This window comes from Mesorhizobium sp. USDA 4413, from assembly GCF_056280365.1.
The window spans coordinates 4,393,142-4,409,431 of record NZ_JBVPRP010000001.1 but is presented as its reverse complement, the minus strand read 5'-3'; the positions used below and the strand labels follow the sequence as shown (position 1 = coordinate 4,409,431).

Here is a 16,290-nt window from a genome sequence, read left to right as displayed (position 1 = left end):
GTCGCTCGGAGAACGCGCCCCATGACCCCTGGAATCCGCCCGCTTGTCGCCGGCAACTGGAAAATGAACGGCACCAGCGCCTCGCTCAACGAGCTGCGGTCGATCGGCAACGGGTTCATGAGCGGACTCGACGCGGAGACCGAAGCCCTGGTGTGCGTGCCGGCGACCTTGCTCCAGCGCGCCGCCGAGATCCTGTCGCGCACGCCGGTGCGGGCCGGGGGAGAGGATTGCCATCCCAAGGAGAGCGGCGCCTTCACCGGCGAGATTTCGGCCGAGATGCTCAAGGATGCCGGTGCAAGCCACGTGATCGTCGGTCATTCTGAGCGTCGCGAGCTGTTCGGCGACAATGATGCGATCGTGCATGCCAAGGCATCGGCCGCCTGGCGGGCGGGGCTTGTGGCCATCATCTGCATCGGCGAGACGCGGGCCGAGCGCGAGGCGGGCGCCACGCTCGATGTCCTGTCGCGTCAGCTCGAAGGGTCGGTTCCGACCAGCGCGACCGCGGCGAACACCATCATTGCCTATGAGCCGGTCTGGGCGATCGGCACCGGCCTGACCCCGACCGCGGCCGACGTAGCCGAGGCGCATGCGCATATCCGCGGCAAGCTGACGGGGTTGCTCGGCGATCCCGCGGCGAAGATGCGCATTCTTTACGGGGGCTCGGTCAAGCCCTCCAATGCGGTGGAGCTTCTCGGCGTCGAGAACGTCGATGGTGCGCTGGTCGGCGGCGCCAGCCTCAAGGCAGCCGACTTTCTGGCGATTGCGGAAGCCTATATGAACATCGCTTAGCGACCGTCGCCGAGGCTCGCGCGGCCTAAATCGTTGTAATGGCCGCATTGCTTCCCATATTCCCGGCCACGGGCTTGGAAATGCCGCCAAAGCATTGTAAGGAGCCGCCTCCAAAACACCGGTCGTATGCGCGGCAGCGCTCGGCCTCGCCAGGATAAATTATGGAAACCGTACTGATCGTCATCCACCTCATGGTCGTGCTCGCCCTTGTCGGCGTGGTGCTGCTGCAGCGCTCCGAAGGCGGCGGCCTGGGCATCGGCGGCGGTTCCGGCTTCATGACCGCGCGCGGCGCCGCCAACGCGCTGACCCGCGCCACCGCAATCCTGGCTGCGGCGTTCTTCGTAACATCGCTGGCGCTGTCGATCCTTGCCCGCTACGGCGAGAAGCCGATCGACATTCTCGACCGTCCGGCGACGTCCGGCCAGGGCAACGGCGTGCTCAACCAGCTGCCGGGTTCCAATGGGCCGGTGGGCACCTCCAAGCCCGTGGCTCCGGCCGGCAGCACGGCTCCGTCAGGCGGCACGGCGACGACCACGCCGCTCGCCAATGGCGCGACCCCGCCGGCTCCGGCAACGACGCCCGCTCCGGCTGCGCCGGCGCCCGCGAATCCGGCCACGCCGCCGGAAAACAATGGCGTCACCCTGCCGGTCACCCCGCAGGTCCCGAACCAGTAGCCGGACAAGCATCGGGCCGCGATCTGTTGTTCTTTGAACACAGTCGCGGCAAATGCGCGTCCAATCACGAAGATTCAACTGGGCGTAGCGCCTGCCTCAGCTTGAGGCGACGACAGCCAATCGACTATAGATTGCGCGCGGCACTTTTCGGCGTCCTTGGGGGGCGCCGGGCGACGCCGTGGGCAACTTGCACTGAACAATCGGATCTTCGCCATGCAGCTTCGCAGCTTCATCCTTCTGGGATTCTGTGCCGTCCTCGGCATGGGTTCCTCGGCCTTTGCCGGACCGGCAAATCTGGCCACTTCCCCGTCGGTTGAGAGGACCGACGCAATTCCTGTCGCCGCCAAGAGCGACGCATCGCAGCTGAGGCTCCTCAAGAAGAAGAAAAACCCGACGCCGGACGATCTCGCGCAGATCAGCAAGCTCGAGGCCAAGATCGCGGCGGACAAGGAAGCCGCCAAGCAGAAGGCGCTCGAGGCTCGCAAGATGGCGATGCGTGAGGCAGCGAAGGCCAAGGCGGACGCCGCGCGCCAGGAATGGCTCGCCAAGAAGAACGGCGGCGCTGCTCCGGCCCAAGTCGCCGATGCCAAGCCTGCCAATAAGAAGACCATCAAGATCATCGAGCCGCTGACGCCGGTTGAGCCGATCCAGACCGCCGAGCCGATCCCGGCCGAGGCGATGAACATCACGGCCACGGGCAACAATGGCGAGTTGCGCAGCGAGAATCCCGGCCAGAAGCAGACGAGCAGCGGCGGGCTGTTCGCCGGCCTGTTCGGCGGTTCCTCCGTCACCTCGATCAACTATCTGCCGGAAACTCGGGCGCTCGATTCCGCCCTTGCCAAAAAGGAGGCCAAGCGCCCCTTCAAGGTGAAACCGGAATTCGTGCCGCAGGATGTTTCCTTCTCGGGCTACGAGCCGGGCACCATCGTCATCGACACCAACGCGCGTCGCCTCTATCTGGTCGAGAGCTATTCGACAGCGCGGCGCTATGCCATCGCCGTCGGCCGTGAGGGCCTGCAGTTCAAGGGCACCGTCGCGGTCGGCGACAAGCAGGAATGGCCGCGCTGGATTCCGACGCTCGACATGCAGAAGCGCGAGCCGAAGCATTACGGCCAGTACAAGGACGGCATGCCCGGCGGTGGCGAGAACCCGCTCGGCGCGCGCGCTATCTACCTCTATGACGGCAAGAAGGACACGCATCTGCGCATCCACGGCACCATCGCGCCGCAGACGATCGGAACCAGCGCCTCCAATGGCTGCTTCCGCATGATCAACGAGCACGTCATGGACCTCTATAGCCGTGTCAAGATCGGCACCAAGGTCGTGATCATCTAATGATTTCCACCAAACTGCCGAAAGGGCCGGCATCGCCGGCCCTTTTGTTTTGACCGAATCCAAGCCCGCACGGGTACCGGCGCCATTTTGGGAAAAAGCCTTCGCGGCGGTTTTTTCTCTGGCGGAATCAATCAGGCCGCGTTAAGCGATGACTCCCATGGCGCGATATGTATTCATCACAGGCGGCGTGGTTTCCTCACTCGGAAAAGGCATCGCCGCAGCAGCTCTTGGGGCTCTTCTGCAGGCGCGAGGCTATCGCGCACGGATCAAGAAGCTCGATCCTTACCTGAATGTCGACCCCGGAACGATGTCGCCATACCAGCATGGCGAAGTGTTCGTGACCGATGACGGCGCCGAGACCGATCTCGATCTCGGCCATTACGAGCGCTTCACCGGGCGCTCGGCCAACCAGCAGGACAACATTACCACCGGCCGCATCTACAAGAACATCATTGAGCGCGAGCGGCGCGGCGATTATCTCGGCGCGACCGTGCAGGTGATCCCGCACGTCACCGACGAGATCAAGCACTTCGTGCTCGACGGCAATGACGACTACGATTTCGTGCTGTGCGAGATCGGCGGCACGGTCGGCGACATCGAGGCGATGCCCTTCCTGGAAGCGATCCGCCAGCTCGGCAACGACCTGCCGCGCAACAACGCGGTCTATGTGCATCTCACCTTGATGCCCTACATCCCGACCGCCGGCGAGTTGAAGACCAAGCCGACGCAGCATTCGGTCAAGGAGTTGCGCGGCATCGGTATCGCGCCCGACATCCTTCTGGTGCGCGCCGATCGGCCGATCCCCAAGGAGGAGCGCAGAAAACTTTCGCTGTTCTGCAACGTGCGCGAAAGCGCCGTCATCCAGGCGCTCGACGTGCCGCATATCTACGACGTGCCGATGGCCTACCATAAGGAAGGGCTCGATTCGGAAGTGCTTGCCGCCTTCGGCATCGACCCGGCGCCGAAGCCGCGCATGGAGCCGTGGCAGGCGCTGTCCAACCGCATCCATAATCCGGAAGGCGAGGTGACGATCGCCATCGTCGGCAAGTACACCGGCCTCAAGGACGCCTACAAATCGCTGATCGAGGCGCTTTCGCATGGCGGCCTCGCCAACCGCGTCAAGGTCAAGCTCGACTGGATCGAGAGCGAGATCTTCGAGAAGGAGGATCCGACGCCCTGGCTGGAGAAGGTGCACGGCATCCTCGTTCCCGGCGGCTTCGGCGAGCGCGGCTCGGAAGGCAAGATCCTGGCGGCGAAGTTCGCCCGCGAGCGCAAGGTGCCTTACTTCGGCATTTGCTTCGGCATGCAGATGGCCTGTATCGAGGCGGCCCGGTCGCTGGCTGGCGTCGAGCACGCCTCTTCGACAGAGTTCGGTCCGACAGACGAGCCGGTCGTCGGCCTCATGACCGAGTGGCTCAAGGGCAATATGCTGGAAAAGCGCCGGGCCACCGGCGACCTCGGCGGCACTATGCGGCTCGGCGCCTATCAGGCCGACCTCGCCAAGGGCTCCAAAATTGCCGAAATCTATGGCGACACGCAGATTTCGGAACGCCACAGGCATCGCTACGAGGTCAACATCGATTACAAGCAGCGGCTCGAGGATTGCGGCCTGGTGTTCGCCGGCATGTCGCCCGACGGCGTGCTGCCGGAGACGGTCGAATATCCCGACCATCCCTGGTTCATCGGCGTGCAGTACCATCCCGAACTGAAGAGCCGGCCGCTCGACCCGCACCCGCTGTTCGCGAGCTTCATTTCGGCCGCCGTGGATCAGTCGCGGCTGGTTTGAGCAACCGGCCGGCACATTGGCCATGCAAACTTATGTCGCGCTGCTCTACAGCATCGTCCTGGGCGAGGGGCGGCGGGTGGTCATGGCCGACCTCAAGGCCATGGCCGAGAAGCTGGGGTTGAAAAACGTCCGCACGCTGGTCGCGACCGGCAATCTGGTTTTCGAGGCGCGGGCCGGCGACATCTCAAAGCTCGAGCAGCGGCTGGAAAAGGCCTTCGAAAAGACCTTCGGCCGCCATGTCGACATCATCGTGCGCGGCGCCGAGGACTGGCTCAAGCTTGCTGCAGCCAATCCGTTTCCGGGCGAATCCGCCGCTTCGGCCGATCAGGTCGCGGTGCGCGTGATGCGCGAGCCGGTGTCGGCGGATGCCCTCGAAGCGCTCCAGGCCCATGCCGCTGACGATGAGAGAGTGCTTTGGGTCGACGGCGATATCTGGCTTGTCTTCTCCCGCGAGCGGCCGAGCTCACGACTGCTCGCCGCGGCCAATCACAAGCGCTTCGGCGTCGGCACGTCGCGCAATTGGAACACAGTGCGTCGCCTCGCCGAGATGGTCGGCAGTAGGCAGTAGGCAGCATTTTCTATTGCCTAATCCCTACTGCCTACTGCCTTGCTTCAGGCCTTCGCCGTTCTGGCGCCTGCGCCCAGCGCCATTGTGCGCAGCACATAGTAGACGGCGCCTGCGATCGCCACGCCGAAGAACCAGCCATAGACGCCCCACCAGGACGGCAGCCAGTTGGTGAAGTTGGGCAGGATCGAGGAGAAGATGGCGCCGATACCGGCGGCGATGAAGGCGTTGACATGCCAGCCGCTCTGGAAACGGAACTCGCCGTCCTCGCGATAGAGCGCCGCGACGTCGACCTCGCTTTTGCGGATCAGATAATAATCGACCATCATCACGCCGAAGATCGGTCCCATCGTTGCGCCGATGATGTTGACGAAGGAAGCGGCGCTGCCTTCCCATGGCGCGAAGGGATAGAGCACCAAGGCGATCAGCGCCGCGATGTAGCCGCCCTTCTTGAAGTCGATCTGGCGCGGGAAGACGTTGGAGAAGTCGAAGGCCGGCGAGACGAAATTCGCCACGACATTGATACCCAGCGTCGCCACCGCGAAGGTCAGCGCGGCAAGAGCCGCCAGGAACCAGCTGTCGAACTTGGCCGAGATCTGGTCGGGATGGAGCAGCACCTCGTGATAGACGTCATAGGCGGCGATCGTGGTGACTCCGGCAACCAGCGAGAACAGGATGAGGTTGACCGGCAGGCCCCAGATGTTGCCCTTGCGCAGCGCTGCATTGTCCGGCGCGTAGCGGGCGAAGTCGCAGAAATTGAGATAGAGCGCCGAGAAATAGGTCACCCAGATCGCGGCCACCGCGAACAGGGCTGTCCAGGAGCCAGGCTCGCCCGGAACGCCGGCATCCTTGGTCTTGTCCAGCAGCACGTCCATCGGGATGTCGCTGGTGAAGGCGAAGGTGCCCGACTTCACGCAAAGATAGATGGCCAGGATCAGCATCATGACCCAGACGGCCGGGCCGGCCCAATCCTGGAAGCGGCGCACGGTTTCCATGCCCTTCTGGATGATCAGCAGCTGCAGCGCCCAGATGATGACGAAGCAGATCACCTCGAGGGTGGAATGGCCGAGCATGTGCGAGCTCTTGTTGAACTCCTCGAACCATTGCAGGCGCGTCAGCAGCGCGACAATCGCGCCCGACGCGGCGGCCGTCTGGGCACCGTACCAGAAGCAGGCGACGATGGCACGCACCAGAGCCGGCACATTGGCGCCCCAGATGCCGAAGGAGGCGCGGGCAAGCACGGGGTAGGGCACGCCGGTCTTCACCCCGGCATAGCCGACCAGGTTCATTAGGCCATATATGATCAGCGAACCGATGCCGATGGCGATGATGAAGTTGACGAAGCCGCCGCAGAACAGAAACAGGCTGGCCGCCAGATAGTACCCCCACAGGCTGTGGACGTCCGAGGTCCAGACGTTGAAGATCGAAAACGGTCCCCAGTTCCTGACCGTTGCGGGAGCCAGATCCTCATTGTAGAGGTCAGGCGATGCGCCTTGAATGGTCATTGCAAGTGTTCCCCTTTTGCAAAAGACGCGCCCTCACGCGTTTAACCGCGGAGGTTAAGCCTGACGCAGGGGAACCGGCAAGCAATCCATTTGCCGGCTTTCGCCTTAAAGATATTCAACGAGAATCGCTCTTATCCGATGGCTCCAGCCTGCGGTTAGCCGAGTCGCTGTGGTGTCTTCTCGCATGTCAGGCGCGGGCCGGCGGTTCCAAATTTTTCCGTCGGCACCTAAATTTGTTTGGAACGAATTCTCGAGACGTGCGTTTGATGAAGTTCGACTGCGCTGCGGTCGACCGGGAGGAAAATTATGGATCGCTTGCATTTCTTTACCCCAGTGCGAATTGCGCGTGGGCAGGGATATCCTGTGGAGGAGGTCGATAGCGTCTCCGAAGCGATGGTGTTCCTGCGGAAGTGGCCGACGGGACGGCGCGGACCGGTTTACCAATGCGCGCTGAATTGCTGCGCGGCGGCAATGGCGGGCAAGATGTCGGTCGAGGAGGCGCGGAAAGCCTTTGTCGGCTTTGCCCGCATCACCCGGCTGCTTGACGACGACATGGCGCTGCCGCTGGGTGGCGCGTCGATGGACAATGTCTACGCCTTGAGACGTTAGTACCTGCACGCCCGCGACGCCGGGTGTTGGCGGAGCGTCGGCCTTCGGCCGACGCCTCGGACCTTTGCTTGCATTTGAGCCATCCCGTTAAAGCACTTCATCGGGATAGACGCCCCACAAGTCGGTTTGTTTGACGAAGCCGGACGCCTCCCTCAGCGCGACAGCGCACCACTTTCCGTCACACTGTGTCAGTTTGACTCGAACGTGAGGCTCGAGCCATGCGGTGATGCGACCGTCGATTGCCGGTTTGTTGCGCAATGGAACCTTGTTCTTCGCCCAGGGAGCGACAATCCCCGTTCTTCGCCCGGACAGGAGCGGTCCGAAGATCCATCCGGTGGTTCCCTCCCAGTCCCTTACGCGACGCCAATTGCCATATTGTTGATAGATCTCCAGCGGGATGCCCGGGCGTGTCATGACCCATTGGATGTCGTAGCCGGTGCCCGGTCCGACGCGCAGGTTGGCGGATGAGGCTTTCAACGAGACGAAGCGCGGTAGAGGAAGAGTTCCGCCCTCTGCCCGCAGCCCGGCCATCGGTCCGGGTATCGAGATCAGCGCGGTTGTAAGGATGAAAAGGACGAGGACGGATTGCATTCGACGTCCGACCGGCCGGCGGACTTTCGGGAATCCGAGCGACCCTTCGGAATTCATGTCGTTCACCTGCGGATGCGTAAGGGATCGATCGCCATCGGACCGTCAGCGGCTTCATGTTGACTTTGCTTCACGTTGATTTCCGCAATCCGGCCGACAATGGCCGGAAATCGTCCTGTCGATCGACATGCTCTGCGGAAGCGACCCAGCTTGGGAGATGGGGCAGCGGGATACCGGGTCCTACCGGCAGAATTTCCGGTCGCGAGCGGGTCTGCGAAGATATTCCTGCGCTCACGCTTGTCTCGCGCACGCCAGCGCCTGAGACGCTATGCTTGAGCACACGGAAATTCTCCAAAATGGCGAGCGCGGACAAACTTCACCTCGATGCCGCATATACCGAGCCCGACTGGAAACTATTCCATGCCGATAGCAATCATGTGAGGACAGAGTAGATTATCGGGGCGGCTCTAAGGCTCGCTGGAAGGGCTGCAGAATTCTCTGCCAGGCGGTCGCGTGTCGGTTCTCTAGAGCTGTCGCGGACCGGGCTCTTCTTTAGACTTCAGCCAATGAGAGTCCACGGGCGCGCTCGCGTAATAGGTCGAGCAATTGGTTGCGCCGCGGCTCCGGCGTGTCGATGGGGAGCACAAAGCAAAGCGTCCTGTTGATGGCGCCGTGGCCGTCGCGGATCGGGGCAGCCATGCACCAGGTGAAGCGGTCGGCGAGTGCCGAGGTCTCGCTGAAGCCCTGCCGGCGCGCCAGGTCGACATCGGCGAAGAAATGCTCACGCGCGACGATGCGACCGTCAGGCAGTTTGTAGTCCTCGGCAGGAATGAAGTTCTTCAACTCCGCTTCGTTCATGTGAGCGACCAGCAACCGTCCCGATGCTGTCCATGGGATAGGCACTTCAACACCGACATCGCTTGAGATGCGGAACGGACCGGGGGAGTCGCGACAGTCGAGGACCACATATTTGTTGCCGCGCAGCCCGCAGAGCTGGACCGTCTCGCCGGTTTCCGCGGCCATCTTGTCGAGGGTTTCGAGAATACGGCGATAGTGCGCGTTGTGATGTGAGTAGGCCCAGCCGAACAGATGCATTGCACGGCCGAAATAGACATAGCCTTCGGAGCCGACATTCTCGAGCATCTCCGCCTCGAGCAGGCTGTTGACGATCTCGTAGGTCGTTGAGCGCGGCGCGCCGATCATCTTGGCGAGGTCGCCGACGCGCACCGGCGCGCGATGTTTCAGCAGAGCTTCCAGCAGCATGATGACGCGATCGATGCCGCGACGCCGCTCGCCGCCCTGCGGCTGCGCGCTCGCTTCGATCAGATCAGTCGCTCCATCACTCATGCCAAGTCACTCATGTCGCCAGGATCATTTTTTCGGTCCTCGTCCCAAGACGCTTGAAAGATGTCAAGGCTCAGACTAGCATCCGTTTTGTCCGATATACAGACATGTTGTCTGAAATACCGGACAAACTAACGAGCCGGACAGAGAAGTTTCTGACGGGAAAGCAGCGGTTCCGCGATGCGGCGACCGATGGCTTTCGTCGTCCCGATTTCGCGCGTCCGGACAATAGCCACCAAGGGGAACCGTCATGAAGAAATCGTCGTTTTTCGCATCCGCCAGCGCCCTTTGCCTCGGTCTCGTCCTGGCCGTGAGCGCCGGCACCGTTGCCAACGCAGCCGCCAACTGCATCAAGGGCGATCGCAAGCCGCCCTACACGATCGGCTGGGCCGACATCTATTCAGTGCCAACCTGGATGAAGCAGACGCAGGGCACGATCGAAGCCGAGGTCGAGACGCTCAAGAAGCAGGGTCTTGTCGACAAGCTGGTCGTGACCGACGCCCAGGGCGACGCCAACGTGCAGATCCAGCAGATCCAGTCGATGATCGATTCCAATGTCGATGCCATCATCCTGATTGCCGGTTCCTCGACCGCGCCGGCGCGCGTGCTGGCCGACGCCTGCGCCAAGGGCATCGCCATCATCAATTTCGACAGCCTCGTCGACACCGACAAGGTGACCGCCAAGATCAACACCGATTCTTCGCAATGGGGCGACCAGGCCGCCAAGTTCCTGATCAACGCCATCGGCGGCAAGGGCAAGATCCTCATCCTCAATGGCCCAGCCGGCATTTCGGTTAGCGACGATCGCCGCAAGGGCGCGGATGCGGAGCTGAAGGCTCATCCCGATGTGAAGATCCTGGCCGAGACCAACACGCCCTATAACGTCGCGCCTGCCCAGGAAGCCGTCACCAGTCTGCTCTTCGCCAACCCCGAGATCGACGGCATCCTGTCGCTCGGCGGCGCGCTGTCCGCCGGCGCGGTGCTGGCGCTCGACAAGCAGGGCCGCGAGCAGGTGCCGATCACCGGCGAGAATGCGCGCCAGTTCCTTGAACTGTGGAAGGAAAAGGGCCTGAAGAGCTGGGCCACCATGCAGCCGAACTGGCTCGGCGCCCTTGCCGCCTACACCGCGGTACAGGCGCTGCAAGGCAAGGATGTGCCGACCTTCGTCAAGATCCCGCTGCCGGTCATCGACAATTCCAACATCGACGAATATCTCGCCCGCGCCAAGGATTTCCCGGCTGACGGCTACATCTATTCGCCCTATGATGAGGAGCTGTTCAAGAAACTGCTGGCGCAGAAATAGGCCGGAAGGGTTGTAGCATTGACAACCGTGCCTCCGCTCCTGGCCGCGCGGGGTGTGTCGAAGGCATTCTTCGGCAACCCTGTCCTGCGCGGCGTTTCCATCGCTCTGCAGCCGGGCCGCGTGCACGCATTGCTCGGCGAGAACGGCGCCGGCAAGTCGACCTTGATCAATCTGCTGTCCGGGGCGCTGCGGCCGGACAGCGGGGAGATCGAAGTCGACGGACGCGCCGTGCCACGCATGACGCCGGCGCTGGCGCGGCAGGCCGGCATCGCCGTCGTGCAGCAGGAACTCAGCCTGACTGCCAGCCTTTCGATCGCCGAAAACATCGGGCTCGGTGCCTATCCAAAACGGTTCGGCCTGATCGATTACAACGAGCTCGCCTCGCGAGCGAAAGCCGCCTGCGCGCTGGTCGGGCTCAACGAACCGCTGTCGACGCCCGTCGGCCGTCTTGCACTCGGGCGCCGGCAGATGGTCGAGATCGCCAAAGCGCTCTATCGCAAGCCGCGGGTTCTCATCCTGGACGAACCGACATCCTCGCTGTCCGCCACCGAAACGAAAATACTCACGGACCTGTTGGAGCGGTTGCGTGCGGAAGGCATCGCCATTCTCTATATCTCCCACCGGCTGAACGAAGTGATGGCGCTTTGCCAGCATGTCACCGTGCTCAAGGACGGCACCTGCACGGCCGATCGCTCGCTCGCCGGAACCGACGCCGCCGGGCTTGTGCGGCTGATGGTCGGGCGCGACCCGGGCGATCTTTTTCCCAAATGGCGGCCGTCCGCGTCGTCTGCCAATGCGATATCGGTCCGCGGGTTCTCCGCTGGCCTGATGCGCGATGTCGACCTCGACATAAGGGCCGGAGAAGTGCTGGGCATCGGCGGGCTGGTCGGGCAGGGGCAGGAGGATCTGCTCCTCGGCCTATATGGCGCCATTCCAGCCAGGACGGCATCGGCGACGGTCAACGGAACATCGGGCCTGCCGGGCGGCGTGCCGAAGGCCAATGCGCTGGGGCTCGCCTATGTGCCGGCCGACCGAAAGCGGGAAGGGCTGCACCTGATCCATCCGATCCTCACCAACATGATGCTGCCTGCCTTCGCCAGGCTGCCGGCCCTGAGGCTGCGCAGCCGCAGGGCCGAACGCGAGACGGGAAAGAGCCTCGCCGCGCAGCTTGCCATCAAGGGCGATCTTGGCCGGCCGGCGCAGGCGCTCTCCGGCGGCAACCAGCAGAAGGTCGCGCTGGCGAAGTGGATGCCGCATGACCCGCTGGTGCTTCTGCTCAACGATCCGACGCGCGGCGTCGATGTCGAGACCAAGCGCGAAATCTATCTGATGCTTCGCGCCTTCGCCGACGCCGGGAAAGCCGTCGTGCTGCTCAGTTCCGACACGCCGGAGCTGGTCCATCTATGCGATCGCGTCGCCGTGGTGCGCGAAGGTCGCATTATGGCCACGCTGGACCGGGCGGCGTTGAGCGAGGAGGCAATCGTGTCGGCGGCCATGGGTGCCGAGAAGCAGAAGGTCGCGGCATGAGCATCGATTCTTCTCCGAAATCCGCCGGCGCGCTCTACTGGCCGGTACAGGCGCGCCGCAATATCGGCGTGCGCAGCCTTTTCGTGGTCGTGCTGGCATTTCTCGTCGCCTATGGCGTGCTGTTTCCCGGTCTTTTAACCGCCTCCGGCTTTGCCAAGTTCACGCAGAGTTGGTTTCCGCTGGCGCTGGTTGCGATGGCGCAGGCAATTCTGATGCTGACCGGCGGCATCAGCCTGGCGATCGGCGCCACCGTCAGCCTTGGCGCCGTCATTGCCGCAACCACCATGGCCGGTCCGCTTGGCGTCGCCGGCGGCGCGGCCGCCGTGGCGCTGGCTGGGCTCGGCATCGGGGCCGCGACCGGCTTCATCGTCGTCAAGCTGCGCCTGCCGGCGATCGTGGTAACGCTTGCCGGCTCCTTCATCATCGGCGGCGCTGCGCTGCTGATCCTGCCTCGGCCGGGCGGCGTCATTCCGGCATGGTTTTCGGACCTGCTCGCCGGCGATACGCCGGCGGCCTTTCTGATTCTGCTTGTTATCGTGCTGTTGTGGAAGCTCTACCTCGCCACGCCGCTCGGCCTCAGCCTCTATGCCGCCGGCGAGAATCCGGTCGGCGCCTATCGCTCCGGCGTGCCGGTCGACGCTGCGCGCGTCGCCGCCTATGCGATCAGCGGATTGCTGTCGACGAGCGCCGGCCTGTTCGTTGCCGCACAGACGGGTTCGGGCGACCCGGTGATCGGTACGGCTTTCACGTTGAATTCGATCGCCGCCGCAGTGCTTGGCGGCATCGGCTTCCTCGGTGGGCAAGGCACCATGCGCGGCGCGCTTGCCGGCAGCCTGCTGCTCAGCCTGATGATCAGCGTGATGTTCTTTCTCGGCTTCACGCCGGTGGCGCAATATGTCGCGCAAGGCCTGATCATCATTGGCGCCGTCGCCATTCCACAATTCCGCAAGGTGCAGCAATGACAGCCTGGAACGACAGCGCCGGCGGCAAACGCGCGAGCGCAATCCTGAAAAGCCGGCCGTTTCTCACGCTCGCCATCGTCGCGGCCGTCTGGATCCTGGCGAGCTTCGTTTCTCGCGGCTTCGGCGCCTATGGCCACCTGCGCTACCTGGTCGAACTCGGCGCCGTAATCGGCCTCGTCGCGGCGGGCCAGACTTTCGTCGTCATCGCCGGCGGCATCGACCTGTCTGTCGCGGCGATCGTCACCGTCAGCGCCATCAGCCTGCCACTGCTGTCGTGGCAGGCCGATCCGACCGGCCTTGTGTCCGTGATCGCTGTGCTCGCATTGACCACCGCAATCGGGGTGGTCAACGGTCTGGGCGTGGCACTGCTGCGTGTGCATCCAATGATCATGACGCTGGCCATGGCGACCTTCCTGCAAGGGCTCTTGATCATCATCGCCGGCGGCAGCGCCGTCACCGCCGAAAACCCGCTGGTCCATTGGCTTGGCAATGCCCGCCCGGCCGGCATGCCGGCGGGCATCATCCTGTGGATTGCCGTCTCGGCCATCGTGCTGGCGGTCATGCACGCAACGCCTTTCGGCGCGCGCATTTTTGCTATGGGCGCGAACCCGCTAGCGGCTTCCCTGTCGGGCGTTCCCATGACGTCGACGACACTTGCCGTCTACGGCATCAGCGGCTTCACGGCCGGGCTGGCCGGCGTGCTGGTGCTCGGCATGAACGGACAGGGCTATGTCGGGATCGGCGATCCCTACCTGCTTGCCTCGATTGCCGCCGTCGTGCTCGGCGGCACCTCGATCCTCGGCGGACTCGGCACCTATGCCGGCACCATTCCCGGTGCGATCCTTCTGGTGACGATCACCGCGCTGATCACCGTAGTCAATGCGTCGCCCGGCTGGCGCAGCATCCTGTTCGGCTCGCTGATCCTCGGACTGCTGCTTCTCTCAGGCAGGGAGCAGGCTCGTCGATGAGATGTCGTCCAGCTTATAAATGCGTTTGGCGTTGCCGCAGAACAGCGCCGCTTGCTCATCGGCGGAAAGGTCGGCCGTGATAGCCTTGAAGCTGTCATACACCTCGTCGAACGAGGCATGCAGGCCGGCGACCGGGAAGTCGGAGCCGAACATCGCGCGCCCGGCGCCAAAACAGTCGATGCAGTGCAGCACCACCGGCCGCAAGCTGTCGAGCGTCCAATTATGGTCGTAAGCGACGAGATCCGAGATCTTGATGGCGACGTTGTCGCGTTCGGCGAGGCGCCGCAGGCCGTCGCGCCATCTGTGCATGCCCTCGGCGTCGCGGTCGATCGGGCTGCCGCAATGGTTGAGGACGAATTGCTGGTCCGGGAACGATGCCGCCAAGCGCGCGGCGTCGGCGAGCTGGCGCGGGAACACCATCAGGTCGAACGAGAGCCCGTGACGGGCGAGCAGGCCAAGGCCGCTGCGCCAAGCCGGATCGTCCATTATGCCGTCGCGGGCGGCGAAGCGGCGGGCGGGATCGGGATCCCAGCTCAATATATCGCGTACGCCGGCGACGCGGTCGAAAGCGGTCTGCGCTTCGATGAGCGCCGGCGTCTGCGGACTGGCGAGCGGCACATGGACGACGTAGCGGGCAGCGACGCCTCGCGCCTTGTCCAGCGTCTCCAGCCAGCGCGTCTCGCCGACGCTATCTCCTGCGGCCCAGTTGGCTTCGACATGGATGGTGGCCACGATGTTGTGCCTTGCGGCATCGCGAAGATAGTCGTTGGGAAGATAGTTGCGACGCAACGGTCCAAGATCGCCCAGGCCGCCGCGCTCGCCAGCGGTGGCAGTGAGCCAGGGATGCCGTCCAAGGCCCAGATCCCACAGATGATGATGCGCGTCGACGATCGGTCCGGAATAGGGATTGGGCACGCGATCCTCGCAGGCTGTGGGGAGCGCCGGCAATCGGTCCGGCCCTCGTTTGGTGATAGCGGAAGAGGTAGCATCGGATGAACGAGAACACATCGGCTCCGCCGCTTGACGTGCATGAAAATTTTACGCTCGACGACCGCATCCGCGGCGTGCCTCCGGGCACGTCCGGATTGGATTCCAACCTGGCCGGACAGCAAGGCTGGCATCCGGCCGACGGTCGCATGTCGCTGCCACTGCTTACACTCGACGAGGCGGCTTTCGCTTCGAACCGCGACCTGTTCCTGCGCTATGCGCGCGAGCACGGCGCCGCAATCGCGCCGCATGCCAAGACGCCGATGGCGCCGGACCTTGCCCGTTCGTTGGTCGAGGCCGGTGGCTGGGGCACGACGGTCGCCGATATCAGGCAGGCGACGGTGATGCTGAAAGCGGGTCTCTCCCGGTTGATTATCGCCAATGAGGTCGGCGGCGCCGGTGGTGCGAGCCGATTGGCAAAACTGATTGGCGCCTGGCCGGGTGCCGAGATCTACGTCTTTGTCGACTCAGTCGCGATCGTGCAGGCTCTCGCCGACGCATGGCGCGGCAATGCAGACCTTGCGCCATTGCGCGTCCTGGTCGAGCTCGGCGCGGCGAGAGCGGGCGCGCGCAGCACGGCAGAGGCCGAGGCGATCGCCGATGCCGTTGCTGCCACCGGCGGACGGCTGCGGATCGCCGGCGTCGCCACCTACGAAGGCGCTGCCGCCCAATCCGATCCGGTTCGCACCGACGAGGCGGTTGCCGCGCTGCTGGCCATTGTCGGCGACATGTTCCTCAGGCTGCGCGCCCGCATCGGTGGCGATGCGCCGCTGATCGTGACGGCCGGCGGTTCGGTCTTCTTCGACAAGGTGGTGACGGCGCTGTCGCCGCTGGTCGAACGGGACGACAAGGCGACGCTGGTGCTGCGCAGCGGCGCCATCTTCTTCCACGACCACGGCATTTACGACCGATCGCTGGGCGCCGTCGACGCCCGTAACGGCTTTGCCGTAGGCGGTGCCGGCGCTTCGGCGCGACGCTCCTTCCGTCCGGCGCTGCGCGTCTGGGCTGAATTGCTGTCGCGGCCGGAACCGGGCCTCGCCATCTGCGGCATGGGGATGCGGGACGTCTCATTCGACCAGGGTTTCCCGAAACCGCTCGCCGTTTATCGCGCCGGTCAAAAACTGCCTGCGCCACCGATGCAGCCACATGTGATCAAGCTCAACGACCAGCACGCATTTCTGTCGCTGCAGCCGGACGATGACATCGCCGTCGGTGACGTCATCGAATTCGGCATTTCGCATCCCTGCACCTGTCTCGACCGCTACCGGGTGATCTTCGGCGTGGACGAGAGCGGACACGTCGCCCACGCATTCCCGACCTTTTTCGGCTGATCCGGCCTCAAGAAAAC

Annotated in this window: 15 protein-coding genes; 11 read left to right on the top strand and 4 right to left on the bottom strand. The window is 63.8% G+C overall.

Annotated features, from left to right (window positions below; all coding sequences use genetic code 11):
- Positions 1 to 21: 21 nt before the first annotated feature.
- The 5 genes from tpiA to ACVMIM_RS21515 all read left to right on the top strand — a co-directional run bounded on the left by tpiA (position 22) and on the right by ACVMIM_RS21515 (position 5,152).
- Entirely contained in the window at positions 22 to 789 is a 768-nt protein-coding gene (gene tpiA / locus ACVMIM_RS21535) for a triose-phosphate isomerase (protein WP_476114428.1), read from the top strand.
- Between the two features lie 161 nt (positions 790 to 950).
- Complete coding sequence (gene secG, locus ACVMIM_RS21530; RefSeq protein WP_476114426.1) at positions 951 to 1,463, top strand: preprotein translocase subunit SecG; 513 nt, start codon at positions 951 to 953, stop codon at positions 1,461 to 1,463.
- A gap of 213 nt (positions 1,464 to 1,676) precedes the next feature.
- Positions 1,677 to 2,798: a L,D-transpeptidase gene (locus ACVMIM_RS21525; protein WP_476114424.1), complete on the top strand. Its 1,122-nt coding sequence runs from the start codon at positions 1,677 to 1,679 to the stop codon at positions 2,796 to 2,798.
- Positions 2,799 to 2,946: 148 nt separating this feature from the next.
- On the top strand, positions 2,947 to 4,584 hold the full coding sequence (locus ACVMIM_RS21520) for a CTP synthase (RefSeq protein WP_476114422.1): 1,638 nt from the start codon (positions 2,947 to 2,949) through the stop codon (positions 4,582 to 4,584).
- 22 nt (positions 4,585 to 4,606) lie between these two features.
- The gene (locus tag ACVMIM_RS21515; protein WP_476114421.1) at positions 4,607 to 5,152 is read left to right on the top strand and encodes a DUF1697 domain-containing protein; all 546 of its coding nucleotides are present in this window, start codon (positions 4,607 to 4,609) and stop codon (positions 5,150 to 5,152) included.
- A 44-nt stretch (positions 5,153 to 5,196) separates the two neighbouring features.
- Here the strand turns inward: ACVMIM_RS21515 and ACVMIM_RS21510 are convergent, their stop codons facing one another.
- Positions 5,197 to 6,654 (bottom strand): NCS1 family nucleobase:cation symporter-1, encoded by a 1,458-nt coding sequence (locus ACVMIM_RS21510; protein WP_476114420.1) that lies wholly within the window; start codon positions 6,652 to 6,654, stop codon positions 5,197 to 5,199.
- A gap of 306 nt (positions 6,655 to 6,960) precedes the next feature.
- Here ACVMIM_RS21510 and ACVMIM_RS21505 point away from each other — a divergent pair, with 306 nt between their 5' ends.
- Complete coding sequence (locus tag ACVMIM_RS21505) at positions 6,961 to 7,263, top strand: DUF982 domain-containing protein (RefSeq protein ID WP_476114418.1); 303 nt, start codon at positions 6,961 to 6,963, stop codon at positions 7,261 to 7,263.
- An 87-nt stretch (positions 7,264 to 7,350) separates the two neighbouring features.
- Here ACVMIM_RS21505 and ACVMIM_RS21500 read toward each other — a convergent pair whose 3' ends face one another.
- Positions 7,351 to 7,911 carry an SH3 domain-containing protein gene (locus ACVMIM_RS21500; RefSeq protein WP_476114416.1) on the bottom strand — a complete coding sequence of 187 codons (561 nt, stop codon included), beginning with the start codon at positions 7,909 to 7,911 and terminating at the stop codon, positions 7,351 to 7,353.
- A 492-nt stretch (positions 7,912 to 8,403) separates the two neighbouring features.
- Positions 8,404 to 9,198 (bottom strand): IclR family transcriptional regulator, encoded by a 795-nt coding sequence (locus tag ACVMIM_RS21495; RefSeq protein WP_476114415.1) that lies wholly within the window; start codon positions 9,196 to 9,198, stop codon positions 8,404 to 8,406.
- A gap of 247 nt (positions 9,199 to 9,445) precedes the next feature.
- Between ACVMIM_RS21495 and ACVMIM_RS21490 the strand changes: the two genes are divergently transcribed.
- From ACVMIM_RS21490 to ACVMIM_RS21475, 4 genes are read left to right on the top strand one after another with little or no spacing between them, the layout of a single operon-like run.
- On the top strand, positions 9,446 to 10,498 hold the full coding sequence (locus tag ACVMIM_RS21490) for a substrate-binding domain-containing protein (RefSeq protein WP_476114413.1): 1,053 nt from the start codon (positions 9,446 to 9,448) through the stop codon (positions 10,496 to 10,498).
- An 18-nt stretch (positions 10,499 to 10,516) separates the two neighbouring features.
- Entirely contained in the window at positions 10,517 to 12,025 is a 1,509-nt protein-coding gene (locus ACVMIM_RS21485) for a sugar ABC transporter ATP-binding protein (RefSeq protein WP_476114412.1), read from the top strand.
- A complete protein-coding gene (locus tag ACVMIM_RS21480) occupies positions 12,022 to 12,987 on the top strand; it encodes an ABC transporter permease (protein WP_476114410.1) in 966 nt (321 codons plus the stop codon). Before ACVMIM_RS21485 ends, ACVMIM_RS21480 begins: the two co-directional genes overlap by 4 nt.
- Entirely contained in the window at positions 12,984 to 13,955 is a 972-nt protein-coding gene (locus tag ACVMIM_RS21475; protein ID WP_476114408.1) for an ABC transporter permease, read from the top strand. The genes ACVMIM_RS21480 and ACVMIM_RS21475 overlap by 4 nt, the downstream gene beginning before the upstream one ends.
- On the opposite strand, the gene ACVMIM_RS21470 is transcribed toward ACVMIM_RS21475, so the two are convergent.
- Positions 13,929 to 14,870 carry an amidohydrolase family protein gene (locus ACVMIM_RS21470; protein WP_476117325.1) on the bottom strand — a complete coding sequence of 314 codons (942 nt, stop codon included), beginning with the start codon at positions 14,868 to 14,870 and terminating at the stop codon, positions 13,929 to 13,931. The two genes, ACVMIM_RS21475 and ACVMIM_RS21470, sit on opposite strands and share 27 nt — an antisense overlap.
- 77 nt (positions 14,871 to 14,947) lie before the next feature.
- Between ACVMIM_RS21470 and ACVMIM_RS21465 the strand changes: the two genes are divergently transcribed.
- Positions 14,948 to 16,273 carry an alanine racemase gene (locus ACVMIM_RS21465; RefSeq protein ID WP_476114407.1) on the top strand — a complete coding sequence of 442 codons (1,326 nt, stop codon included), beginning with the start codon at positions 14,948 to 14,950 and terminating at the stop codon, positions 16,271 to 16,273.
- Positions 16,274 to 16,290: the final 17 nt, after the last annotated feature.

Bases quoted from the DNA above. Each gene is read 5' to 3' on its own strand.
- tpiA (WP_476114428.1), top strand. From the start codon at position 22: ATGACCCCTGGAATCCGCCCGCTTGTCGCCGGCAACTGGAAAATGAAC.
- secG (WP_476114426.1), top strand. From the start codon at position 951: ATGGAAACCGTACTGATCGTCATCCACCTCATGGTCGTGCTCGCCCTT.
- ACVMIM_RS21525 (WP_476114424.1), top strand. From the start codon at position 1,677: ATGCAGCTTCGCAGCTTCATCCTTCTGGGATTCTGTGCCGTCCTCGGC.
- ACVMIM_RS21520 (WP_476114422.1), top strand. From the start codon at position 2,947: ATGACTCCCATGGCGCGATATGTATTCATCACAGGCGGCGTGGTTTCC.
- ACVMIM_RS21515 (WP_476114421.1), top strand. From the start codon at position 4,607: ATGCAAACTTATGTCGCGCTGCTCTACAGCATCGTCCTGGGCGAGGGG.
- ACVMIM_RS21510 (WP_476114420.1), bottom strand. From the start codon at position 6,654: ATGACCATTCAAGGCGCATCGCCTGACCTCTACAATGAGGATCTGGCT.
- ACVMIM_RS21505 (WP_476114418.1), top strand. From the start codon at position 6,961: ATGGATCGCTTGCATTTCTTTACCCCAGTGCGAATTGCGCGTGGGCAG.
- ACVMIM_RS21500 (WP_476114416.1), bottom strand. From the start codon at position 7,911: ATGAATTCCGAAGGGTCGCTCGGATTCCCGAAAGTCCGCCGGCCGGTC.
- ACVMIM_RS21495 (WP_476114415.1), bottom strand. From the start codon at position 9,198: ATGAGTGATGGAGCGACTGATCTGATCGAAGCGAGCGCGCAGCCGCAG.
- ACVMIM_RS21490 (WP_476114413.1), top strand. From the start codon at position 9,446: ATGAAGAAATCGTCGTTTTTCGCATCCGCCAGCGCCCTTTGCCTCGGT.
- ACVMIM_RS21480 (WP_476114410.1), top strand. From the start codon at position 12,022: ATGAGCATCGATTCTTCTCCGAAATCCGCCGGCGCGCTCTACTGGCCG.
- ACVMIM_RS21475 (WP_476114408.1), top strand. From the start codon at position 12,984: ATGACAGCCTGGAACGACAGCGCCGGCGGCAAACGCGCGAGCGCAATC.
- ACVMIM_RS21465 (WP_476114407.1), top strand. From the start codon at position 14,948: ATGAACGAGAACACATCGGCTCCGCCGCTTGACGTGCATGAAAATTTT.